A 16,039-nucleotide genomic window follows, 5' to 3' on the forward strand; every position below is an offset into this window, starting at 1 on the left:
TAAGCTAGAAGTATAACTTTACCTGATCTAAGCTTACTGCCACTTTTTCTCCCCTGGCATCAGTACAGCCTTTTCAGCCCTTTCATATCATTGAGTTCGGGCACAAAATATTTTTTCAGAGGCTAGGCAACCTGTCTCGCATAAGTTGCATCTCCTTCTTAACTAACACCTAAATCACGCAACTATGGAAAAAAGAATTGAACAAATCGAAAAGAAATTAAAACTACAGAGAGCTTATACGCTTATCACATCTTGTGCTTTGGGTCTGTTTCTGCTCCTGTCGTTTACGGGCAAGAACAATGATGTAATCAGGGCAAAAGGAATTGTAATTGTAGATGATCAAGGCAGAGAACGCATTCTGATCGGAGCCCCTATTCCTGAGGCTAAAAACAGGGTAAGAACAAACCTGGAGAGAGTGCAAGAAATCTGGGGCAAAAAAATGTCTAAAGAATATATGGGTTGGTACAAAAACTACAACCACTCAGCCAACGGTATGGTGATTTTAGATGAAAATGGTTTTGACCGGGTTGCGATTGGGGATACTCCAGACCCGAACATCGGTAAAAGAACCGGTCCGGGTACAGGCGTTATCATAAACGATGAACTTGGCTTTGAAAGAACTGGTTATCAACTTCTCAATGTAAAAGGGAAGAACAGAATGGTATTGGGGCTTGACAGGCCTGGAGGTACAGAAGGTGTAACAGTAGCCATTTTGGAAGACGGCACTGCAGGTGTAACTGTCATAAACAAGGGCACAATGGGCTTTATGGGTAGTGCGCCACAAAACGGCCTTATGACTGGGTTAGACAATAGCTTCTTTGGGTTAATGTTCAGAGACAAATCAACTGTAAAGTATAATATAAACTCTGAAGGAAAGCAAACTGCCCAGATCAGCACAAACTGATACATGTAACTATAAAAAGCAGATAGCTTAATCACCATCCTTACCAGAAGCCACATAGCAGCATGTTGTGTGGCTTTTACTTTTGCGTGAACTTTTGTCCGTATCGCTGTAAGTATAACTCTGTTTCTAAAAGCGAAAGTTTTGCGTATGATACACATGGAGCTTTTGATCGGAAATAAAGATACCAGACTTTATACTTATACTTACCCCAACCCCGGCAAGGAAACCATATTGATGCTGCACGGCGGGCCTGGTGTACCAGATGGTCTTAGCCCGGTAGCAGAGTATCTGAGCCAGTATTTCCAGGTGATTATGTTTCACCAGCGGGGCACACTCAGCTCTCCCTGCTACTCTAGCAACTACACCATTAGCCGCTACATTTCTGATATTGATGCCATAGCCTCGCATTTCGAACTGGAGGAATTTCACATATTCGGGCACTCGTGGGGTGGCCTGTATGCACAACTTTATGCAGATCAAAGTTTGTACAGGTTACTAAGTTTATTTCTGTGCAGTCCTGCCTCCGGCACTGGCAAACAATGGCGGGAAATGAGCCTGGAGGTTGCAGCCTACAACAAGCGAAAGTGCACCAAAAGTGAGTGGTTAGATATGATGAAGAATGCTGTACTTGGCTTTCTGGGCAGCGATGCCAGTTACGAAAAGTTCTTTACCCAGTTTTGTCTTAACTGCAACAAGGGCTACCAAGTAGAGGACCCGGTTCCGGTAATGGTAGACCACATCTACGCCAGACCCATTAACCGCACCAACCTGGCTTTGCTGTTTTATCCGAAACTGGAAGTATACGCGCCACCGGAAATGAACATTACCGTAACCTACGGCGACGATGACATTTACGGTGAAAGTATAAACTATACAAAGGAGAGGCTGCCGTCTGCAAAGTTTAGTACCGTACCAGGCACCAGCCATTTCCCGTGGCTTCAAAATCCGGAGGCATTTTACAAGGTGCTGGCCGGGCATTATGGGATAGATGGGAAGGAAAGAGAGGCAGAAAAAGCTGGCTAGTAAAAGTAATTCTCACTCGTCGTATTATACTTTGCAGCATCTTCATTTATCCAACCTTGCCTACTCAAAGGAGGGTAATTACGCAAAAGTTGTGAGTACTCACCTTTAAGCAAGCTGTTATCTTAAAAAGCTGTCATTTCGAACCGGGGGTAGGGACCCTCTTTAAGGGAGAAATCTATCCAGAATTAATGCAGATGGAATTTTATAAAGATCTCTCCTAACGCCGAGATGACAGAAAACACAAATTGATCTAGCTTTATGGACTCTTACCTTCTACACTTGGTACGCTTCCTGCTCCTCCTCCACAAAATGCCCGCCTATACTTTTTTCCCTGATCATGGCCGCCTTCACGATCATATCAGCCACAGTTAAGAGATTTTGCATTTCTTTCGTTTTTTGAGAATTAAGTAAAGAAGTGAAAATGGCTAATTCATCGGTTAGCTTGATTATTTGTCGGTGTGCCTGCATTAGTTCCTGACGCGTTCTTACAATACCCACATAATCCCACATTACCTGCTGCAACTGCTGCTTTACGCTTTCTACTGCAGTGGTAAAAAGCTCGTTGCTGAAGCCTACTGCCTCAGGGTACAGCAGGTACTTCCTGAACCTTAATTGTCGGGGCTGCTTAGAAACAAGGTATGTAGCGGCACTTTTCCCGAACACCAGTCCCTCCAGCAAAGAGTTGCTCGCCAGCCTGTTGGCTCCGTGCACACCAGTGCAGGCCACTTCCCCGATAGCGTAAAGCCCTGCTAAGGATGTTTCTCCATGCAGGTCTGTTTCTATGCCTCCGCATTGGTAATGCGCTGCCGGAACAACCGGTATCAGATCACGCTCTGCATGTATGCCCCTGCTTTTGCACTTGGCATAGATAAATGGGAACAGTTTCTGCAGATATTCTTTCGTAAAGTGCCGGGCATCCAAGTATAAACAGGGCGAATTATGCAGCTTCATCTCCCGGTACACAGCCCGCGACACCACATCGCGTGGAGCCAGCGAACCCAGTGGGTGGTACTGGTACATAAACCGGCTTCCGTCTGGCAATACCAGCTCTGCACCGGCTCCCCGGAGTGCTTCACTTATCAGGAACGTTTCGCGGCTAACCGGGTCGTACAAGGCAGTCGGGTGAAACTGGAAAAACTCCATGTGCTTAACCTTTGCACCTGCCCTGTATGCCATGGCTAATCCGTCGCCGGTAGCCAGGCTTGGGTTGGTGGTGTGCCGGTACACCTGCCCCGAGCCGCCAGTGGCCAGCACTACTGCGCCGGCAAGTATAACTTTTGATTCTTTGGTTTTCAGATCCAGCAGCTGCATGCCGTGGCACCGCTCCTCCTCCACCAGTAGCTCCAGCCCCATATGGTAGTCGAGTATCGTAATGCTCGGCTCCTGAAGCGCCACTTTGCTCAGTACTTGTTGTATACTTAAGCCGGTGTGATCCTTTACATGGGCTATCCGGTACTCATGGTGCCCACCCTCCAGCCCAAGGGCAAGCTCTCCGTTGTCGGCTTTATCGAAACAAACACCAAGCTGCTGCAACCACTGTATAGCCTCCGGCGCCTTTGCCACCATAAAACGAACTGCCTCCTCGTTGCAAAGACCTGCTCCTGCCTCTAAAGTATCCTGTACATGTAGCTCCAAAGAGTCTATAGCGCTTAAAACTGCAGCTATACCTCCCTGTGCATGTGTAGTTCCGGTATCAGCTAAGGCACCTTTGCACGCTACAGCCACTTTGCCTGCTTTGGCAGCATGCAAAGCAAACGTTAAACCTGCAATGCCACTTCCCAGCACCAGGTAATCATAGTGAAGCGTTTCCATATTTTACCTCCCCTTGCCCCTCCTAAAAACAGGAGGCATAACTCTAATATTTAATTTTCCATTTTTATTCATCTGGATTTTATGCCCTCAGACAATCAAGCAATAAAGTAAGTTGCACCCCTCCTGCTTTCAGGCTACGGTTAGGACACAAGTGTTATGTGTTCAATCTACCGCGAGTTTTCAACTCGTGGTTGTGCATGGCACCGAGCTTTCAGCTCACGTGAGCCTGCTTTAAGCATATTTATACCTGTGCCAGTTGAAAACTCGCGACAGGAAAACTGGAAGAGGTACACCGGTGTCCTGATCACAGCCTTATCCCAAAAGGATCAGAGGTGAATCAGGCAAATGCCAGCATGCGCTCTATCGGCACTAAGGCTTTTTTCCTGATCTCCTCATCCAAACTTACCTCAAACAACTGTTCCTCTGCGTTGCCAATTGCCCGCAGGGCCTGTAAGGTGCGCGGGATGGTTATCTGCTTCATGTGCGGGCATTTAATGCAAGGCACAATAAACTCTTTCTCCGGGTACATGCCGCGCAGCGTGGCACCCAGATCACATTCCGAGCCAAGTATAAACTGCCTGTTATCGCTCTCTCCTACGAACCTGATAATGTCGGAAGTACTGCCTACAACACCGCCTGTGCCAGTCAGGGCATCGGCTACGGTATTGTCCGGCACCTCCCAGTGCACCAGCACCTGCGCCTCCGGGTACATCATCTTCAGGCCATTGATGCGCTGCGGCGTAAACTGCTCGTGCACTTCGCACTTACCCTCCCAAAGTATAAGCTCTTTGCCTGTTTCGGCTTTGATCTTTGTTTGCAGGTTGCGGCCCATAAACAGGTCAGGCAGAAATATCAGCTGATCGCCTTCAAAAGACTGGGCAATATCCATAGCGTTACGGGAGGTGCAGCAGATGTCGGCTTCGGCTTTTGTTTCGGCGTAGGTGTTGATATAGGCCACTACCGGCACACCCGGATAGTGGGCTTTTAATTTTCGCACATCGGCACCGGTTATACTTTCAGCCAAAGAGCAGCCTGCTTCAAAGCTTGGTAGCAGCACGGTTTTGGCAGGATTCAGGATCTTGGCGGTTTCGGCCATAAACTTTACGCCACAGAAGATGATGTAATCAGCCTCCACATTTTTTGCCGCCACACTCAAGCCCAGCGAGTCGCCTACAAAGTCGGCAATGCCGCCGTCTTCGTGCTTTACCTGCAGTTCCGGGGGCATGTAAAAATGCGAAAGTATAACTGCATTCTTCTGTCGCTTCAGTTCACGTATCTCTTCTACGGCTTCTATCAGCGCAGCCTCCTGCTGTGCCGCAAAAAAAGGATCCATGGCTCTTAGCTTTTCAGCGAACCGGCTCCTTGTAAGGGTTTGGGACATAGGTAAGAAAAGGTTTATATAAGATCTGGTTGGTGCTTAGTGCACGTTGGTGATAAAGTACTCGCCGGTGTTTATACTATCTACCAACACTTGGATGGTTTTGCTGCTGAACACCTTTAGCAGATGGTCACGGTACCTAACTATGTCGTTGTGGAGCGGACAAGGATGCTTACCGGAGCACTCTTTCATCCCCATGCCGCACTTCTTAAAAGCCTCCAGCCCGTCGATATGGCGCACCACCTCCAGAATAGTAACATCGGAGGCAGGTTTATGCAGGTAAAAACCTCCTCCCGGACCTTTGGCAGAGGCAATTACGCCTTTGCGCACCAGGTCCTGCAGTATCTTTCCGGTAAAGGGCTGCGGCAGGTCCAGTTCGTTGGCAACCTCTTTTATACCTACTTTGTGCCCACCGTCGTTATGCAGGGCTATATATACAATTGCCCGCAGGGCGTATTCAGTTGTTTTGGATAACATAAAATCTGTTTCTTCTCACACGGCTCACGCTGGAGCTGGTTTTACATACCGTTTAGCTGGTTCATTCCCTCTTCACTTATCATGTCGGTTGTCCACATCGGGGTCCAGACCAGTTCTACCTGCACATCCAGGTTAGGGAAGCGCTTAAGCAGGATCTGCTCGGCGGCGGTTACGATGGTGCCACCCATGGGGCAGCCAGGCGTGGTAAGCGTCAGGTCTACCTGCAGCTTTTCGTCCTGCAGGGCTACTTTATAAACCAGCCCAAGGTCTACAATGTTGATCCCCACTTCCGGGTCAATGATATACTTTAGCGTATCGAAAACTTCAGCTCCGATATCAGGCGTTTGCTTTTCCATAGGTTATAGGCTTTAGGTTGTGTGCTTTGTGCAGTAGCATCCGGAACACATTGATGGTGTAAAGTATGGCTGTTAAAGTAAAGGCGATTCCACCCGACAGTATCACGTGTTGGTCACGAAACCACACCCCCGTCAGCAGCACTACCAGCCCTGCCAGGTAAGAAATGTTTTGCCAGCGCAACAAAGTATGGCTGTACATATCTTTGGGTAAAGGTGTCTTGTAGCGGCCTACATGGTTTTCATAAGCGTGCATCCATACGATGAAAGGCAGTGTTTTAAAAGTTTGCCCAAGTATAAGCGCTGTTACAAATCCCAGAAAAACAGAGATACCATACGCCAGGTAGGTAGCAGACATCAGCTGCTGCGGCAGCCCCACCTCTGTACTCACCACGAACATCAAACCCAGCGGCACCAGCAGCAGCGCCAGGGCGACAAAGGTCTGCTGCATGCCCAGGTCAACTTCTTTGCGCTGCATAGTATTTCGGGCATCGCGCAGGTAAAGCAGGAACAGCCCCACCCCCAGCGTTACCATACCTGCGTACAGCGGCAGCAGCTTTGTGTGCAGCAGCATGTGGTCAAAGATGAATAGCACCAGCCCCGCATTGATCAGGTTGTAGGACCAGTTAAGCTTTTTCGTATCCTCGGGGTGCGCCAGCAGGAACATAGGTATCAGCTTAGCTCCTACCCCAATGATCAGCAACAGGAACCAACCGGCCATACCAATATGCGCATGCAGTTTCAGGTAGTGAACGTGGTCTTCGGGCAGAAAAGGAGCAGACAGGTTCACCGCCATCAGCAGCCCGATGAGTCCCGTTACCAGCAGCCAGATAGCCGACGACACAATAAAATCAGCCTCAATGGTCCACTTGGGTGCTTTGCGGGCTGTCTGGATCACGTTTATATTAAACAACATGAACGCCGCAAACAGAAAGCAGGCGGCCAGGTGCATGGTCCAGCCCAGCTGGAAGTTCCAGAAAGAATAAGACAGCAGTATCGTACCTGTGGCCAGCAGGCCAAAAGTATAAACTGCCAGCTTTTCGCTGTAAAGCCTGCAGTCGAGCACTACTGGTAGCAGTTGGTATAGCGCACCAAACATAAGCATGGTGGCCCAGCCCAGCACCGCCACATGGGTAAGCGTTAGCAGCTTCGGGTGGAAGTAGTGGCCGCTAAAGGCATCTGTAGAAAAAAGCAGCAGCACACTAAGCGCCAGAAAAGCCAGAGCAGCAAACGCGTAATGCGGCAGCACTACCCATTTAGCCGGCGAGTTAGACGTAGATGCTGTACTCATGGTTAGTTCTCTTTATAAATAAGCAAGTGTACTTCGTTAGGGCCGACCTCTTTCAGGGCAAGTGCAAAACCCCGCTCCTGCAGCTTTGGCAACAGGAACTGCGGCACCTTTCTGTGCGTCACGTGTAGTGCCTCTTGCGGTGGCAGCGTCTCCAATTCGCCAAGGATCGCTATCATCGGTTGGGGCATTTCCAGGTGGCGCACGTCTAGGTGTCTAAGTCTGCCTTCATAGTCGTTCACCATAACATTAAAATCTATTACCGGTGCCGGCGTTACAGGCGCCCCGGCAGCTATTTTCTCCAGCCAGAAATAAGTATGAACCAGGTCCGGCTTTATCTCCTCCACATAAGAAGTATAGCCTCTTTTCTGAAGTATGGAAATAAGCGGCGTCGGCTCGAATGAGTTTATCAGTTTAAGGGCGTTGGAACCGTTTACCTGCTCCACAGCATCCATTATTTTCAGAAAAGGGTCGTTGCCGGTGGCAATATCTTCGCACACATCCAGCTCAATCATGCTTTCCTGCTGCAACTGTCCTAAAAACAAAGGCATTTGGTGCGCAACTGCAGCAGGCTTAGCAGCATATTCTGCTTTGGAAGTATAGGTAAAGCCAAGCGGTTCCAGCCTTTTGTAAAACTCTTCTTCCGTGCATCCGCCAATTCGGGCAGCATCGGCAATGGTTACCCGCGAGGCCAGTATCTTGCGCAGTATCGGGTTTCGCAGCTTCTCAAAATGCCTGTTGATGCTCGCAATAGCCTCTATAGCATCAGGGTTCGCCTTAAATATGGCTGATATTTTGGTGTTGGCTGCTATCTCCATGACTGTGCAATTAGGCAGTTCTCACCCAAAACTCAGGAGTAAACTTGTCTTTCTTCTCAAAGTGCTTGTGCTCTAGGAGTTTGCCTGTCAGTTCCAGTTCATCAGGGTTTACTACTGCCTGCAGGTAAGGGAACAGTTCGCGTTCTTCCCAGCGAATGTGGTCTACCAGGTCTTGCTGCAAGGTCTGGAAAAGGTCTTCGGCCAGGCCATGCTGTTTGCCGGCACAAACGATCTCTATAATTTCCTGTAGCAGCCTGTGTTCTTCCTGCAACCGTATCTGTGCCGAGTCGTTGGCTGGCAGCAGTCTTTTCAGCAGCCATTCTTCTTCTTCACAATGCTCTTTCAGGATATTGTTCCAGAAGTAGCACACGTAGTTTCGCATGGTCTGCAGGTCGGCTCCGTTCTTTAAGCCTTCACGTATTTTCCAGCAGAACAGGAGGCCGAAGTGATGTTCTTTTGAGAGTGGCACTAAACTCTTATCGCGTTTTTGTGGATTGATAGCCTTTTCCATGGCTGTGGTGGGCATAGCCCGTTTTTAAATTATTTAATCAGGATTTGCAGGATTTAAAAGAATATGAAGGACTCTGCTCACAGGTATTAACCCACCCCTGCCCCTCCCGAGAGGGGATTTTTTTGCATGAGTACTCCCCACCTCGGAGGGGTTAGGGGTGGGTCAATATCAGTGCATTTTACAAAATGTGTAATTCCTGCAGGTAATCCTGCCCATCCTTTTTAATCCTGTAAATCCTGATTCAGACTATTATTACAACACTTCCTTTTCCAGCTCAAGCGCCTTCGGGAACAGCACGTTATTCTCGAGGTGGATATGGTGGAAAAGGTCATTTTCAAACTCCTTCAACTTTTTGAAGGCTACGGTGTAAGTCGCGCAGGCATCAGCCGGCAACGTATAGTTGTTGGTTAATTCACGTATTTTCTCCAGTTCGTTACCGGCATGCTCATGCTCCATCTCCATCATGTTGATCGGGTTCTGGATTGAGCCGAAGGCAGGCTTGTCCAGCTTCACGCTGTTTTTCTTTGCCTCCTCCAGTTGCTTGATGTAAGGAAACAGCACGCGCTCTTCTTTCGGCATGTGTGCTTCCAGCTCGTTGGCAATGTTAGTAAAGTGCTTAGCCACTTCCACCAGCTCTGGATGGCGGCCACCGTGTACATTTGCGATCTTGTTGGTGTACTCATACAGTACCGGAATAGCCTCACGCACATACGTATGGTGCATGTTCACGATATAGTCGGCCAGGAAAGTAGGCCCCCACTTATCGTAGTCCTGTTCGCGGCTTTTCTCAGCTTCGTCCATAGCCAGCAGTTCCTGCTCCAGCTCTTCCTGGCTAATGCCTTTTTCGGCACACACCTGCTTCACCGATTTCTTCCCACCACAGCAGAAGTCAATGCCATACTTCTTAAAAACCTGCGCCTTACGGTAATCCTTTGCCACCAGCTCACCTACTGTTTCGCCTTCTTCTTGTGTTAGTTTACCTATCTTCACTTCCCATACTTCGGGTCCCTGCTCCAGGTACTCCCATTTAAAGGTGTTGCCGCGCTCGCCCAGCAGCTGGTAGTACAGCGGCTTAGGGTCATGGTCGTTGTGAATGATAAATGCCTCACCACCTTTCAGGCTGTCAAACCATTCGAAAATGGTCGGGTGTTTCATGCGCGGCTCAAGCACCGTTACGTCCAGTGTTTTTATTTTTTCTGTGGTTTCCATGTGTTAAGATTTAAAGTCTTTTTTCAATCACCAGAACAAATGTAGAGAGCAGCCTTCAGAATAAAAGATGCAAAAGTCTTCTACCAAAATGATCTTCGTCATTCTTTAGCTGGTGTTTAAACTGCACTTTTGAATTCTTCTCAATTCTTAAAGTATACTTAAGCGTTACCGGCACATGAAAAAACCTACCCCTGCACAACCTGATGCACTAACCATTAAAAGACTCTTTACAAAAACCAGAAAATCACCCTACGCTCAGTTCCCCTACGAGCTCCGGTCCTCTACTATCCGCACCCCTACCGGCGAAGTTGTCGCTGAGATAAAGGGTGTAGAAGTGCCGGCAGGATGGTCGCAGATCGCCACCGACATACTGGCACAGAAATACCTGCGCAGGGCAGGCGTACCGCAACCAGACGGCGGCACAGGATCCGAAACATCGATAAAGCAGGTAGTGCACCGGCTGGCCAATTGCTGGAAAGTATGGGGCGAACGCTATGGGTATTTCAAAGCGAAAGCAGATGCGCAGGCATTTTATGACGAACTGGTATACATGCTGCTGGGGCAGTATGCGGCGCCTAACTCGCCTCAGTGGTTTAATACCGGCCTGAATGAGTCGTATGGATTGAAAGGTAAGGCGCAGGGCCATTATTATGTCGATCCGGCTACTGGTAAAGTGGCCCAATCTGAGTCGGCGTATGAGCGGCCGCAGCCACACGCCTGTTTTATACTTGCCGTAGACGACGACTTGGTAAACAAAGGTGGTATCATGGACCTGTGGGTGCAGGAGGCGCGTATTTTCAAGTATGGCTCTGGGGTAGGCAGCAACTTTTCCAACATACGCGGCAAAGACGAAGAACTGGAGGGCGGCGGCACCTCTTCTGGACTGATGTCTTTCCTTAAGATCGGTGACAGAGCTGCCGGGGCTATAAAATCAGGCGGTACTACCAGGCGTGCAGCCAAAATGGTATGCCTCGACCTGGACCACCCGGAGATAGAAGACTTTATCAACTGGAAGAAAGACGAAGAGAAAAAAGTAGCGGCCCTGATCGCTGCCGGTTATAGTTCGGACTACAACGGCGAGGCCTACCAGACAGTATCGGGCCAAAACTCAAACAACTCGGTGCGCGTACCTAACAGCTTTTTTGAGGCGCTTGAACAAAACAGCAGCTGGAACCTGACGGCACGTACCGATGGGCATGTGATAAAAGAAGTGCCAGCCCAAAAGCTGTGGCAACAGATAGCGGAAGCAGCCTGGGCCTGTGCTGATCCGGGGCTTCAGTTCGACACCACCATTAATGACTGGCATACCTGTCCGGCAGAGGGACCTATTCGCGCATCAAACCCCTGCTCCGAATACATGTTCCTAGACAACACAGCCTGCAACCTCGCTTCGCTTAACCTCACCAAATTTTACGATACCGAAAAGCAGACATTTAATGTAGCCGCTTACGAACATGCCTGCCGCCTGTGGACAATTGTATTGGACATTTCGGTGCAGATGGCGCAGTTTCCGTCGGAGGCAGTGGCGCAACGCTCTTACGATTACCGCACCATTGGTTTGGGCTACGCTAACCTAGGTGCACTGCTCATGATCCAGGGCCTGCCTTACGACAGCGATGAAGCCAGAAGTATGGCAGGAGCTTTAACAGCTATCATGACGGGGGCAGCTTACCGCACATCCGCGGAAATGGCGGCAGCTTTAGGAGCATTCCCGAAGTATGAGCTGAACAAAAAAGCTATGCTGCGCGTGATTCGCAACCATACTTATGCGGCTAAGAACACCTCAGAAAAGTATGAGGAACTAGCCATCAAACCCAAAGCCCTGGATTCTGCTTTTTGCCCGGACTACCTGCACAAGGCTGCTGTACAGGCGTGTGAGGAGGCGCTGCAGCTAGGCATGAAGTATGGCTACCGCAACGCACAGGCTTCTGTTATTGCCCCAACCGGCACCATCGGCCTGCTCATGGACTGCGACACCACCGGCGTTGAGCCAGACTTTGCTTTGGTGAAGTATAAAAAGCTAGCCGGAGGTGGCTACTTCAAGATCATCAACCAGTCTATACCGCTGGCACTGCAAAAGTTGGGCTATATTTCGGAAGAGGTAAAAGCTATTGTGAACTATGCCAAAGGACATGCTACGCTACAGGATTGCCCGCATATATATGATGCTGCACTTAGTGCAAAAGGCTTTACAGACGAAGACCTGGCTATACTTGAAAAAGCGCTGCCAACTGCATACGACCTGCCATCGTTGTTTACGGTTTATACTTTAGGTGAGGCTTGCCTACAGCGTCTGAACTTTACACCGGCACAGTACAACCACCCGGATTTTAACCTGCTGCGCGTGCTCGGTTTTACAACCAGACAAATAGATGAGGCCAACGACTACGTATGCGGCACCATGACCATAGAGGGCGCGCCATACTTAAAACCGGAGCACTACCCGGTATTTGACTGTGCGAACCGCTGCGGCAGCAAAGGCAAACGCTTTATACCCGCCGATGGACACATACACATGATGGCAGCGGTGCAGCCGTTTATTTCCGGAGCAATTTCCAAGACTATAAACCTACCCAACGAGACCACTGTAGATGAGGTAGCACGTTGCTATGAACTGTCGTGGGAATTGGGGCTGAAGGCCTGCTCGCTATACCGTGATGGCAGCAAACTGTCGCAACCACTTTCCTCGGCCAGCACTACAAAGAAAGAAGAACCTGAAGAGAACGAAGTACAGCTTAACAACCCTACTGCTGAACAAATTTTGCAGGCGGCCAAAGCAATACTTTCCGAAGAAAACAATCATACTTTCCGGCAGCAGCTAACGGCCATGGTAGAGCGCCGCAAATTGCCAGACAAACGCAACGGCTTCACTCAAAAAGCAAAAATCGATGGCCACACGGTTTACATCCGAACCGGAGAATATGCAGACGGCAGCCTGGGCGAAGTGTTTATCGACATGTACAAGGAAGGTGCTTCATTCCGATCCATACTTAACTGCTTTGCCATCGCCGTGTCGCTGGGGCTGCAGTATGGTGTACCGTTGGAGGAATTTGTAAGCCGCTTTACCTTTACCCGCTTCGAGCCGGCTGGCCGCGTAGAGCACCCGAACATCAAGTCCTCTACCTCGGTGTTTGATTACCTGTTCAGATTACTTGGCTACGAGTACTTGGGCCGTACTGACTTAGTGCATGTTCAACCTGAGGAGCCGGAAATTACAAATGAGAAGCCAAGGACTATAGCTGAACTAGAAGCCATTGCGGCGGCAACTCCTGCTACCAGTGGGCAAACGTATAAAATAGTAAGCCAAAGCAGAACACTGCTCATGGAGCAAACGCAGCAGGTATTGGCCAGCATGATGGGAGACGCCCCGATCTGTAACGTGTGCGGTCACATCACCATCCGCTCCGGCACCTGCTACAAATGCCTGAACTGCGGCAATAGTCTGGGATGTAGCTAGTACCGGTGATTAAGGGGATTTGAGAGATTGTCTAAATCAGGATTTGCAGGATTATTAGATGAACAGGATTATCATGCAGTCCTTTATCAAACCACCCCTGCCCCTCCTTATCCAAGGAGGGGAGTTCTGTTCTTACTCCTGCAGATATAGATGTTCTGTAGCTACTGTACCTAACCTTCTTTCAGTTAAACCATTAAAAGAATGGCAATGGAGAAAAACTGTAGCTACTATGGAGAAAAGCGAAGCAGTAAGTAAAAGCTCCCCTCCTTGGATAAAGAGGGGCAGGGGGGGTGGACACGGAACTACAGAGAATTCTGTTCACTCTAACACTGACCTGGAAACCTTATTCATTTCAAAAAACTAACTTTACAGCATGGCAGAAAACAGAGAGATCATACACTTAGACGACATAAAGCAACTTGTTGACACCTTTTACACCCGCGTAAGAGCCGACGAACTGCTAGGGCCAGTGTTTGAGGGGAGGATACAAGACAACTGGGCACGCCACCTGGATATTATGTACCGCTTCTGGCAAACAGTGCTGCTCGGTGAACTGACATATCAGGGTAGTCCGGGATTTAAGCATATTACCCTGCCTGTTGGCGAAGAGCATTTTGAGAGGTGGCTGCAGATCTTTTACCAGACTATTGACGAATTGTTTACAGGCGAAAAAGCAGTCGAGGCAAAGTGGCGGGCAGAACGGATGGCAGAGATGTTCCACTCCAAGATCGAGTACTACAAACAGAACAAGAGCAGAAGCATACTTTAAGGCCCGAAGGTGTTGCAATGGTGGCCCCTATCCTTGCTTTTGTAGCTGAAATATGATTTTGGTTTCAGGATTTATACTTTTTAGCTGCGGAATAGTGAACAGCATGATACCAAACGGCAACAGGATACTTTGCCCGAAAAGCAGTTCATTAAAGTACGGTATGGCTCCTAAGCCTATCCAGAAAAATGTCCCCTGCAGGAACAGCAACATCTCTGTAAGTATAAACCCAAGTATAAATATCCCTATCCCCCACTTACTCATACTTTGCTTTAAGCTAAGCCAGCCCTTCTGCACAAAAAAAGCAAGTATAAAAAGGCTGACAAAGCCGATGAGCACCAGGTGCAGGTAACCGATTACAAACAGTCTGATCTTGTAAGCCAGGTCTGCCATGTACGGGAAAGCCGTGGCAAACTGCATTCCTGTTTTAAGTATAAATGCCAAGATAGCTAACTGAAGTGTAAGCTTGCTCCAGCCGCCAAATAAATTGTAAACCTGCCTGCGTAACGGTATAAGTATAGCCAACAAAACACCCAATGCCATTACCTGCACCACAGCTGCTGCACCACTAATCCAGTACACTGCAATAGCCGGCTTTATCCAAAGTACCGATAACAGGAAGGCAGGAATGCAGGCCCAGAACATCAGCCTGAAAAATAATCCGCCATTCTTAGCATTAAAAGCAATTTGGTAATGCTCCAGCAGCCAGAAAAGCAGCCCAAGCACAGCAAAAGTAAACCAGCCATTGTACTGGAAGTGCAGGTAAAAGTAGATGGCGTTAAAGTATAACTCACTGCCGCTGTGCCCCAACGCCATGAACGGTCCCATAGCCCACGGCCCAAGAGAGGAAAGAACAAGGAAGAAAAGCGCAGCTCTGATAAATTTAAAAGACAACTGGTGCTTTCCCTGGTTTAGTTTAGCGGCCTTCGCATCTTTTTGAAACCGGTAAGCAAACCAGTAGCTGAGCAAAATATGCGCCGTAGAGAAAGCAATAGAGGCTGCCGCATAGCCCTGCACCGGAAAGGTAAACAACATTCCCAGCACCGCACCCTGCGACAGCCAAAACTGCCAGGTATAGGTTTTCTTATCTCTTAGCTCAGCCGGCAAAAATGTACTCACCAGTGCCACAAACACGGCAGCATACAGCCATCCCAGCAAGGCCACATGCGAGTGCGCATGCAGCAGATACTTATAATTAATGCCTGCAACCGGTGCCACGAACATCCACCGCAACAGCAGACCAAGTATAGCCACTATCACCAGGTTCAGCAGCGACACAAGCAGCCAGTTACGTTTACTGTGAATGTTCAAAGTATAAATCTGTACTTAACTTCTTGTCAGGCAATTTCTGCCTCTACTGCTGTGTTAGCCAATGCCTGTTGCACCAGTTCCAGAAGGTCCTGTTGCAGTGCCTGGCTGCGGTCTTTGGCATACCATAGCTGCACCTGCTGCACCAACTCATCGTGGCTGGCCGTTGGGTTGTTCTCCTTAAACTGTAGTACTTGCTCCTGTATCGCTTTAGGTCTAGAGCCCCAGGTAAACAAGCGTTCTCCAGTGGCTGCGTCAACACAAATAAGCTTGGGTATAGCACGGCTTCCGTTGCTCAGGCAGGTATCCATCAAGCCAGGATTTTCGTCTCGAAGCAGCACGGTTAACGCTATGGATGGTATCTCAGCTACAATACCTGCTATGGCCGGCAAAAGCTGCACCCCGTCACCGCACCAGCTCTCCACCAGCACATGCCACTTCCATTCCGGTTGGTTTTGCTGTAGTAGCTGCTTTAGCTCTGGCAACATGGTAAACTGTTTCTCCACACGCTTCATGCGCTGCAGGTTAAGTTTGGTAAAGGCTATTCGCTGTTCCGTCTGTTCATTGCCACTTGTCTGCTGCTGCTCCACCAGCTCTTCTACCAGGTTTCTGTAGGCATCGTAGGTAAGCGGATTTACGAGGGCAGGCTCTATAAAAGTAAGGGTATTCATTTGTTATAGCTGTTTTTACAAGTGTAAGGCTAACTGCCGCCGCATAAAATGACAGATGTCAGTT

General features: G+C 48.9%; 14 protein-coding genes. 4 read left to right on the forward strand and 10 right to left on the reverse strand.

Features of this window, described 5'->3' with window-relative positions; genetic code table 11:
• The first annotated feature begins 184 nt into the window (after positions 1-184).
• Together H8S84_RS16770 and H8S84_RS16775 are read left to right on the forward strand one after the other, a co-directional pair.
• Positions 185-904, forward strand: a complete 720-nt coding sequence (locus H8S84_RS16770; protein ID WP_187068519.1) for a hypothetical protein — start codon at positions 185-187, stop codon at positions 902-904.
• 147 nt (positions 905-1,051) lie between these two features.
• Positions 1,052-1,927 carry an alpha/beta fold hydrolase gene (locus H8S84_RS16775; protein ID WP_187068520.1) on the forward strand — a complete coding sequence of 292 codons (876 nt, stop codon included), beginning with the start codon at positions 1,052-1,054 and terminating at the stop codon, positions 1,925-1,927.
• A gap of 273 nt (positions 1,928-2,200) precedes the next feature.
• Here H8S84_RS16775 and nadB read toward each other — a convergent pair whose 3' ends face one another.
• The 8 genes from nadB to ric all read right to left on the reverse strand — a co-directional run bounded on the left by nadB (position 2,201) and on the right by ric (position 9,773).
• Positions 2,201-3,739, reverse strand: coding sequence for an L-aspartate oxidase (nadB, locus tag H8S84_RS16780; protein ID WP_187068521.1), 1,539 nt, complete (start codon positions 3,737-3,739; stop codon positions 2,201-2,203).
• Positions 3,740-4,076: 337 nt separating this feature from the next.
• Positions 4,077-5,072 carry a quinolinate synthase NadA gene (nadA, locus tag H8S84_RS16785; RefSeq protein ID WP_230407229.1) on the reverse strand — a complete coding sequence of 332 codons (996 nt, stop codon included), beginning with the start codon at positions 5,070-5,072 and terminating at the stop codon, positions 4,077-4,079.
• An 84-nt stretch (positions 5,073-5,156) separates the two neighbouring features.
• A complete protein-coding gene (locus H8S84_RS16790) occupies positions 5,157-5,594 on the reverse strand; it encodes an RrF2 family transcriptional regulator (protein ID WP_187068523.1) in 438 nt (145 codons plus the stop codon).
• A 41-nt stretch (positions 5,595-5,635) separates the two neighbouring features.
• A complete protein-coding gene (locus tag H8S84_RS16795) occupies positions 5,636-5,950 on the reverse strand; it encodes a metal-sulfur cluster assembly factor (RefSeq protein ID WP_187068524.1) in 315 nt (104 codons plus the stop codon).
• Positions 5,931-7,238 (reverse strand): hypothetical protein, encoded by a 1,308-nt coding sequence (locus H8S84_RS16800; RefSeq protein WP_187068525.1) that lies wholly within the window; start codon positions 7,236-7,238, stop codon positions 5,931-5,933. Before H8S84_RS16800 ends, H8S84_RS16795 begins: the two co-directional genes overlap by 20 nt.
• A gap of 2 nt (positions 7,239-7,240) precedes the next feature.
• Positions 7,241-8,053, reverse strand: coding sequence for a DUF2249 domain-containing protein (locus tag H8S84_RS16805; protein WP_187068526.1), 813 nt, complete (start codon positions 8,051-8,053; stop codon positions 7,241-7,243).
• 10 nt (positions 8,054-8,063) lie between these two features.
• Positions 8,064-8,564 (reverse strand): hemerythrin domain-containing protein, encoded by a 501-nt coding sequence (locus H8S84_RS16810; protein WP_187068527.1) that lies wholly within the window; start codon positions 8,562-8,564, stop codon positions 8,064-8,066.
• Positions 8,565-8,816: 252 nt separating this feature from the next.
• Entirely contained in the window at positions 8,817-9,773 is a 957-nt protein-coding gene (gene ric / locus H8S84_RS16815) for an iron-sulfur cluster repair di-iron protein (protein ID WP_187068528.1), read from the reverse strand.
• A gap of 175 nt (positions 9,774-9,948) precedes the next feature.
• On the opposite strand from ric, the gene H8S84_RS16820 reads away from it, so the two are divergent.
• Positions 9,949-13,230 carry a vitamin B12-dependent ribonucleotide reductase gene (locus tag H8S84_RS16820; RefSeq protein ID WP_187068529.1) on the forward strand — a complete coding sequence of 1,094 codons (3,282 nt, stop codon included), beginning with the start codon at positions 9,949-9,951 and terminating at the stop codon, positions 13,228-13,230.
• A gap of 373 nt (positions 13,231-13,603) precedes the next feature.
• Entirely contained in the window at positions 13,604-13,999 is a 396-nt protein-coding gene (locus tag H8S84_RS16825) for a group III truncated hemoglobin (protein WP_187068530.1), read from the forward strand.
• Between the two features lie 27 nt (positions 14,000-14,026).
• Here the strand turns inward: H8S84_RS16825 and H8S84_RS16830 are convergent, their stop codons facing one another.
• Together H8S84_RS16830 and H8S84_RS16835 are read right to left on the reverse strand one after the other, a co-directional pair.
• Positions 14,027-15,307, reverse strand: a complete 1,281-nt coding sequence (locus H8S84_RS16830) for a hypothetical protein (RefSeq protein ID WP_187068531.1) — start codon at positions 15,305-15,307, stop codon at positions 14,027-14,029.
• 26 nt (positions 15,308-15,333) lie between these two features.
• A complete protein-coding gene (locus tag H8S84_RS16835) occupies positions 15,334-15,975 on the reverse strand; it encodes a thioredoxin family protein (protein ID WP_187068532.1) in 642 nt (213 codons plus the stop codon).
• Between the last annotated feature and the right edge of the window lie 64 nt (positions 15,976-16,039).

The organism is Pontibacter cellulosilyticus, from assembly GCF_014306105.1.
Lineage (GTDB): Bacteria > Bacteroidota > Bacteroidia > Cytophagales > Hymenobacteraceae > Pontibacter > Pontibacter cellulosilyticus.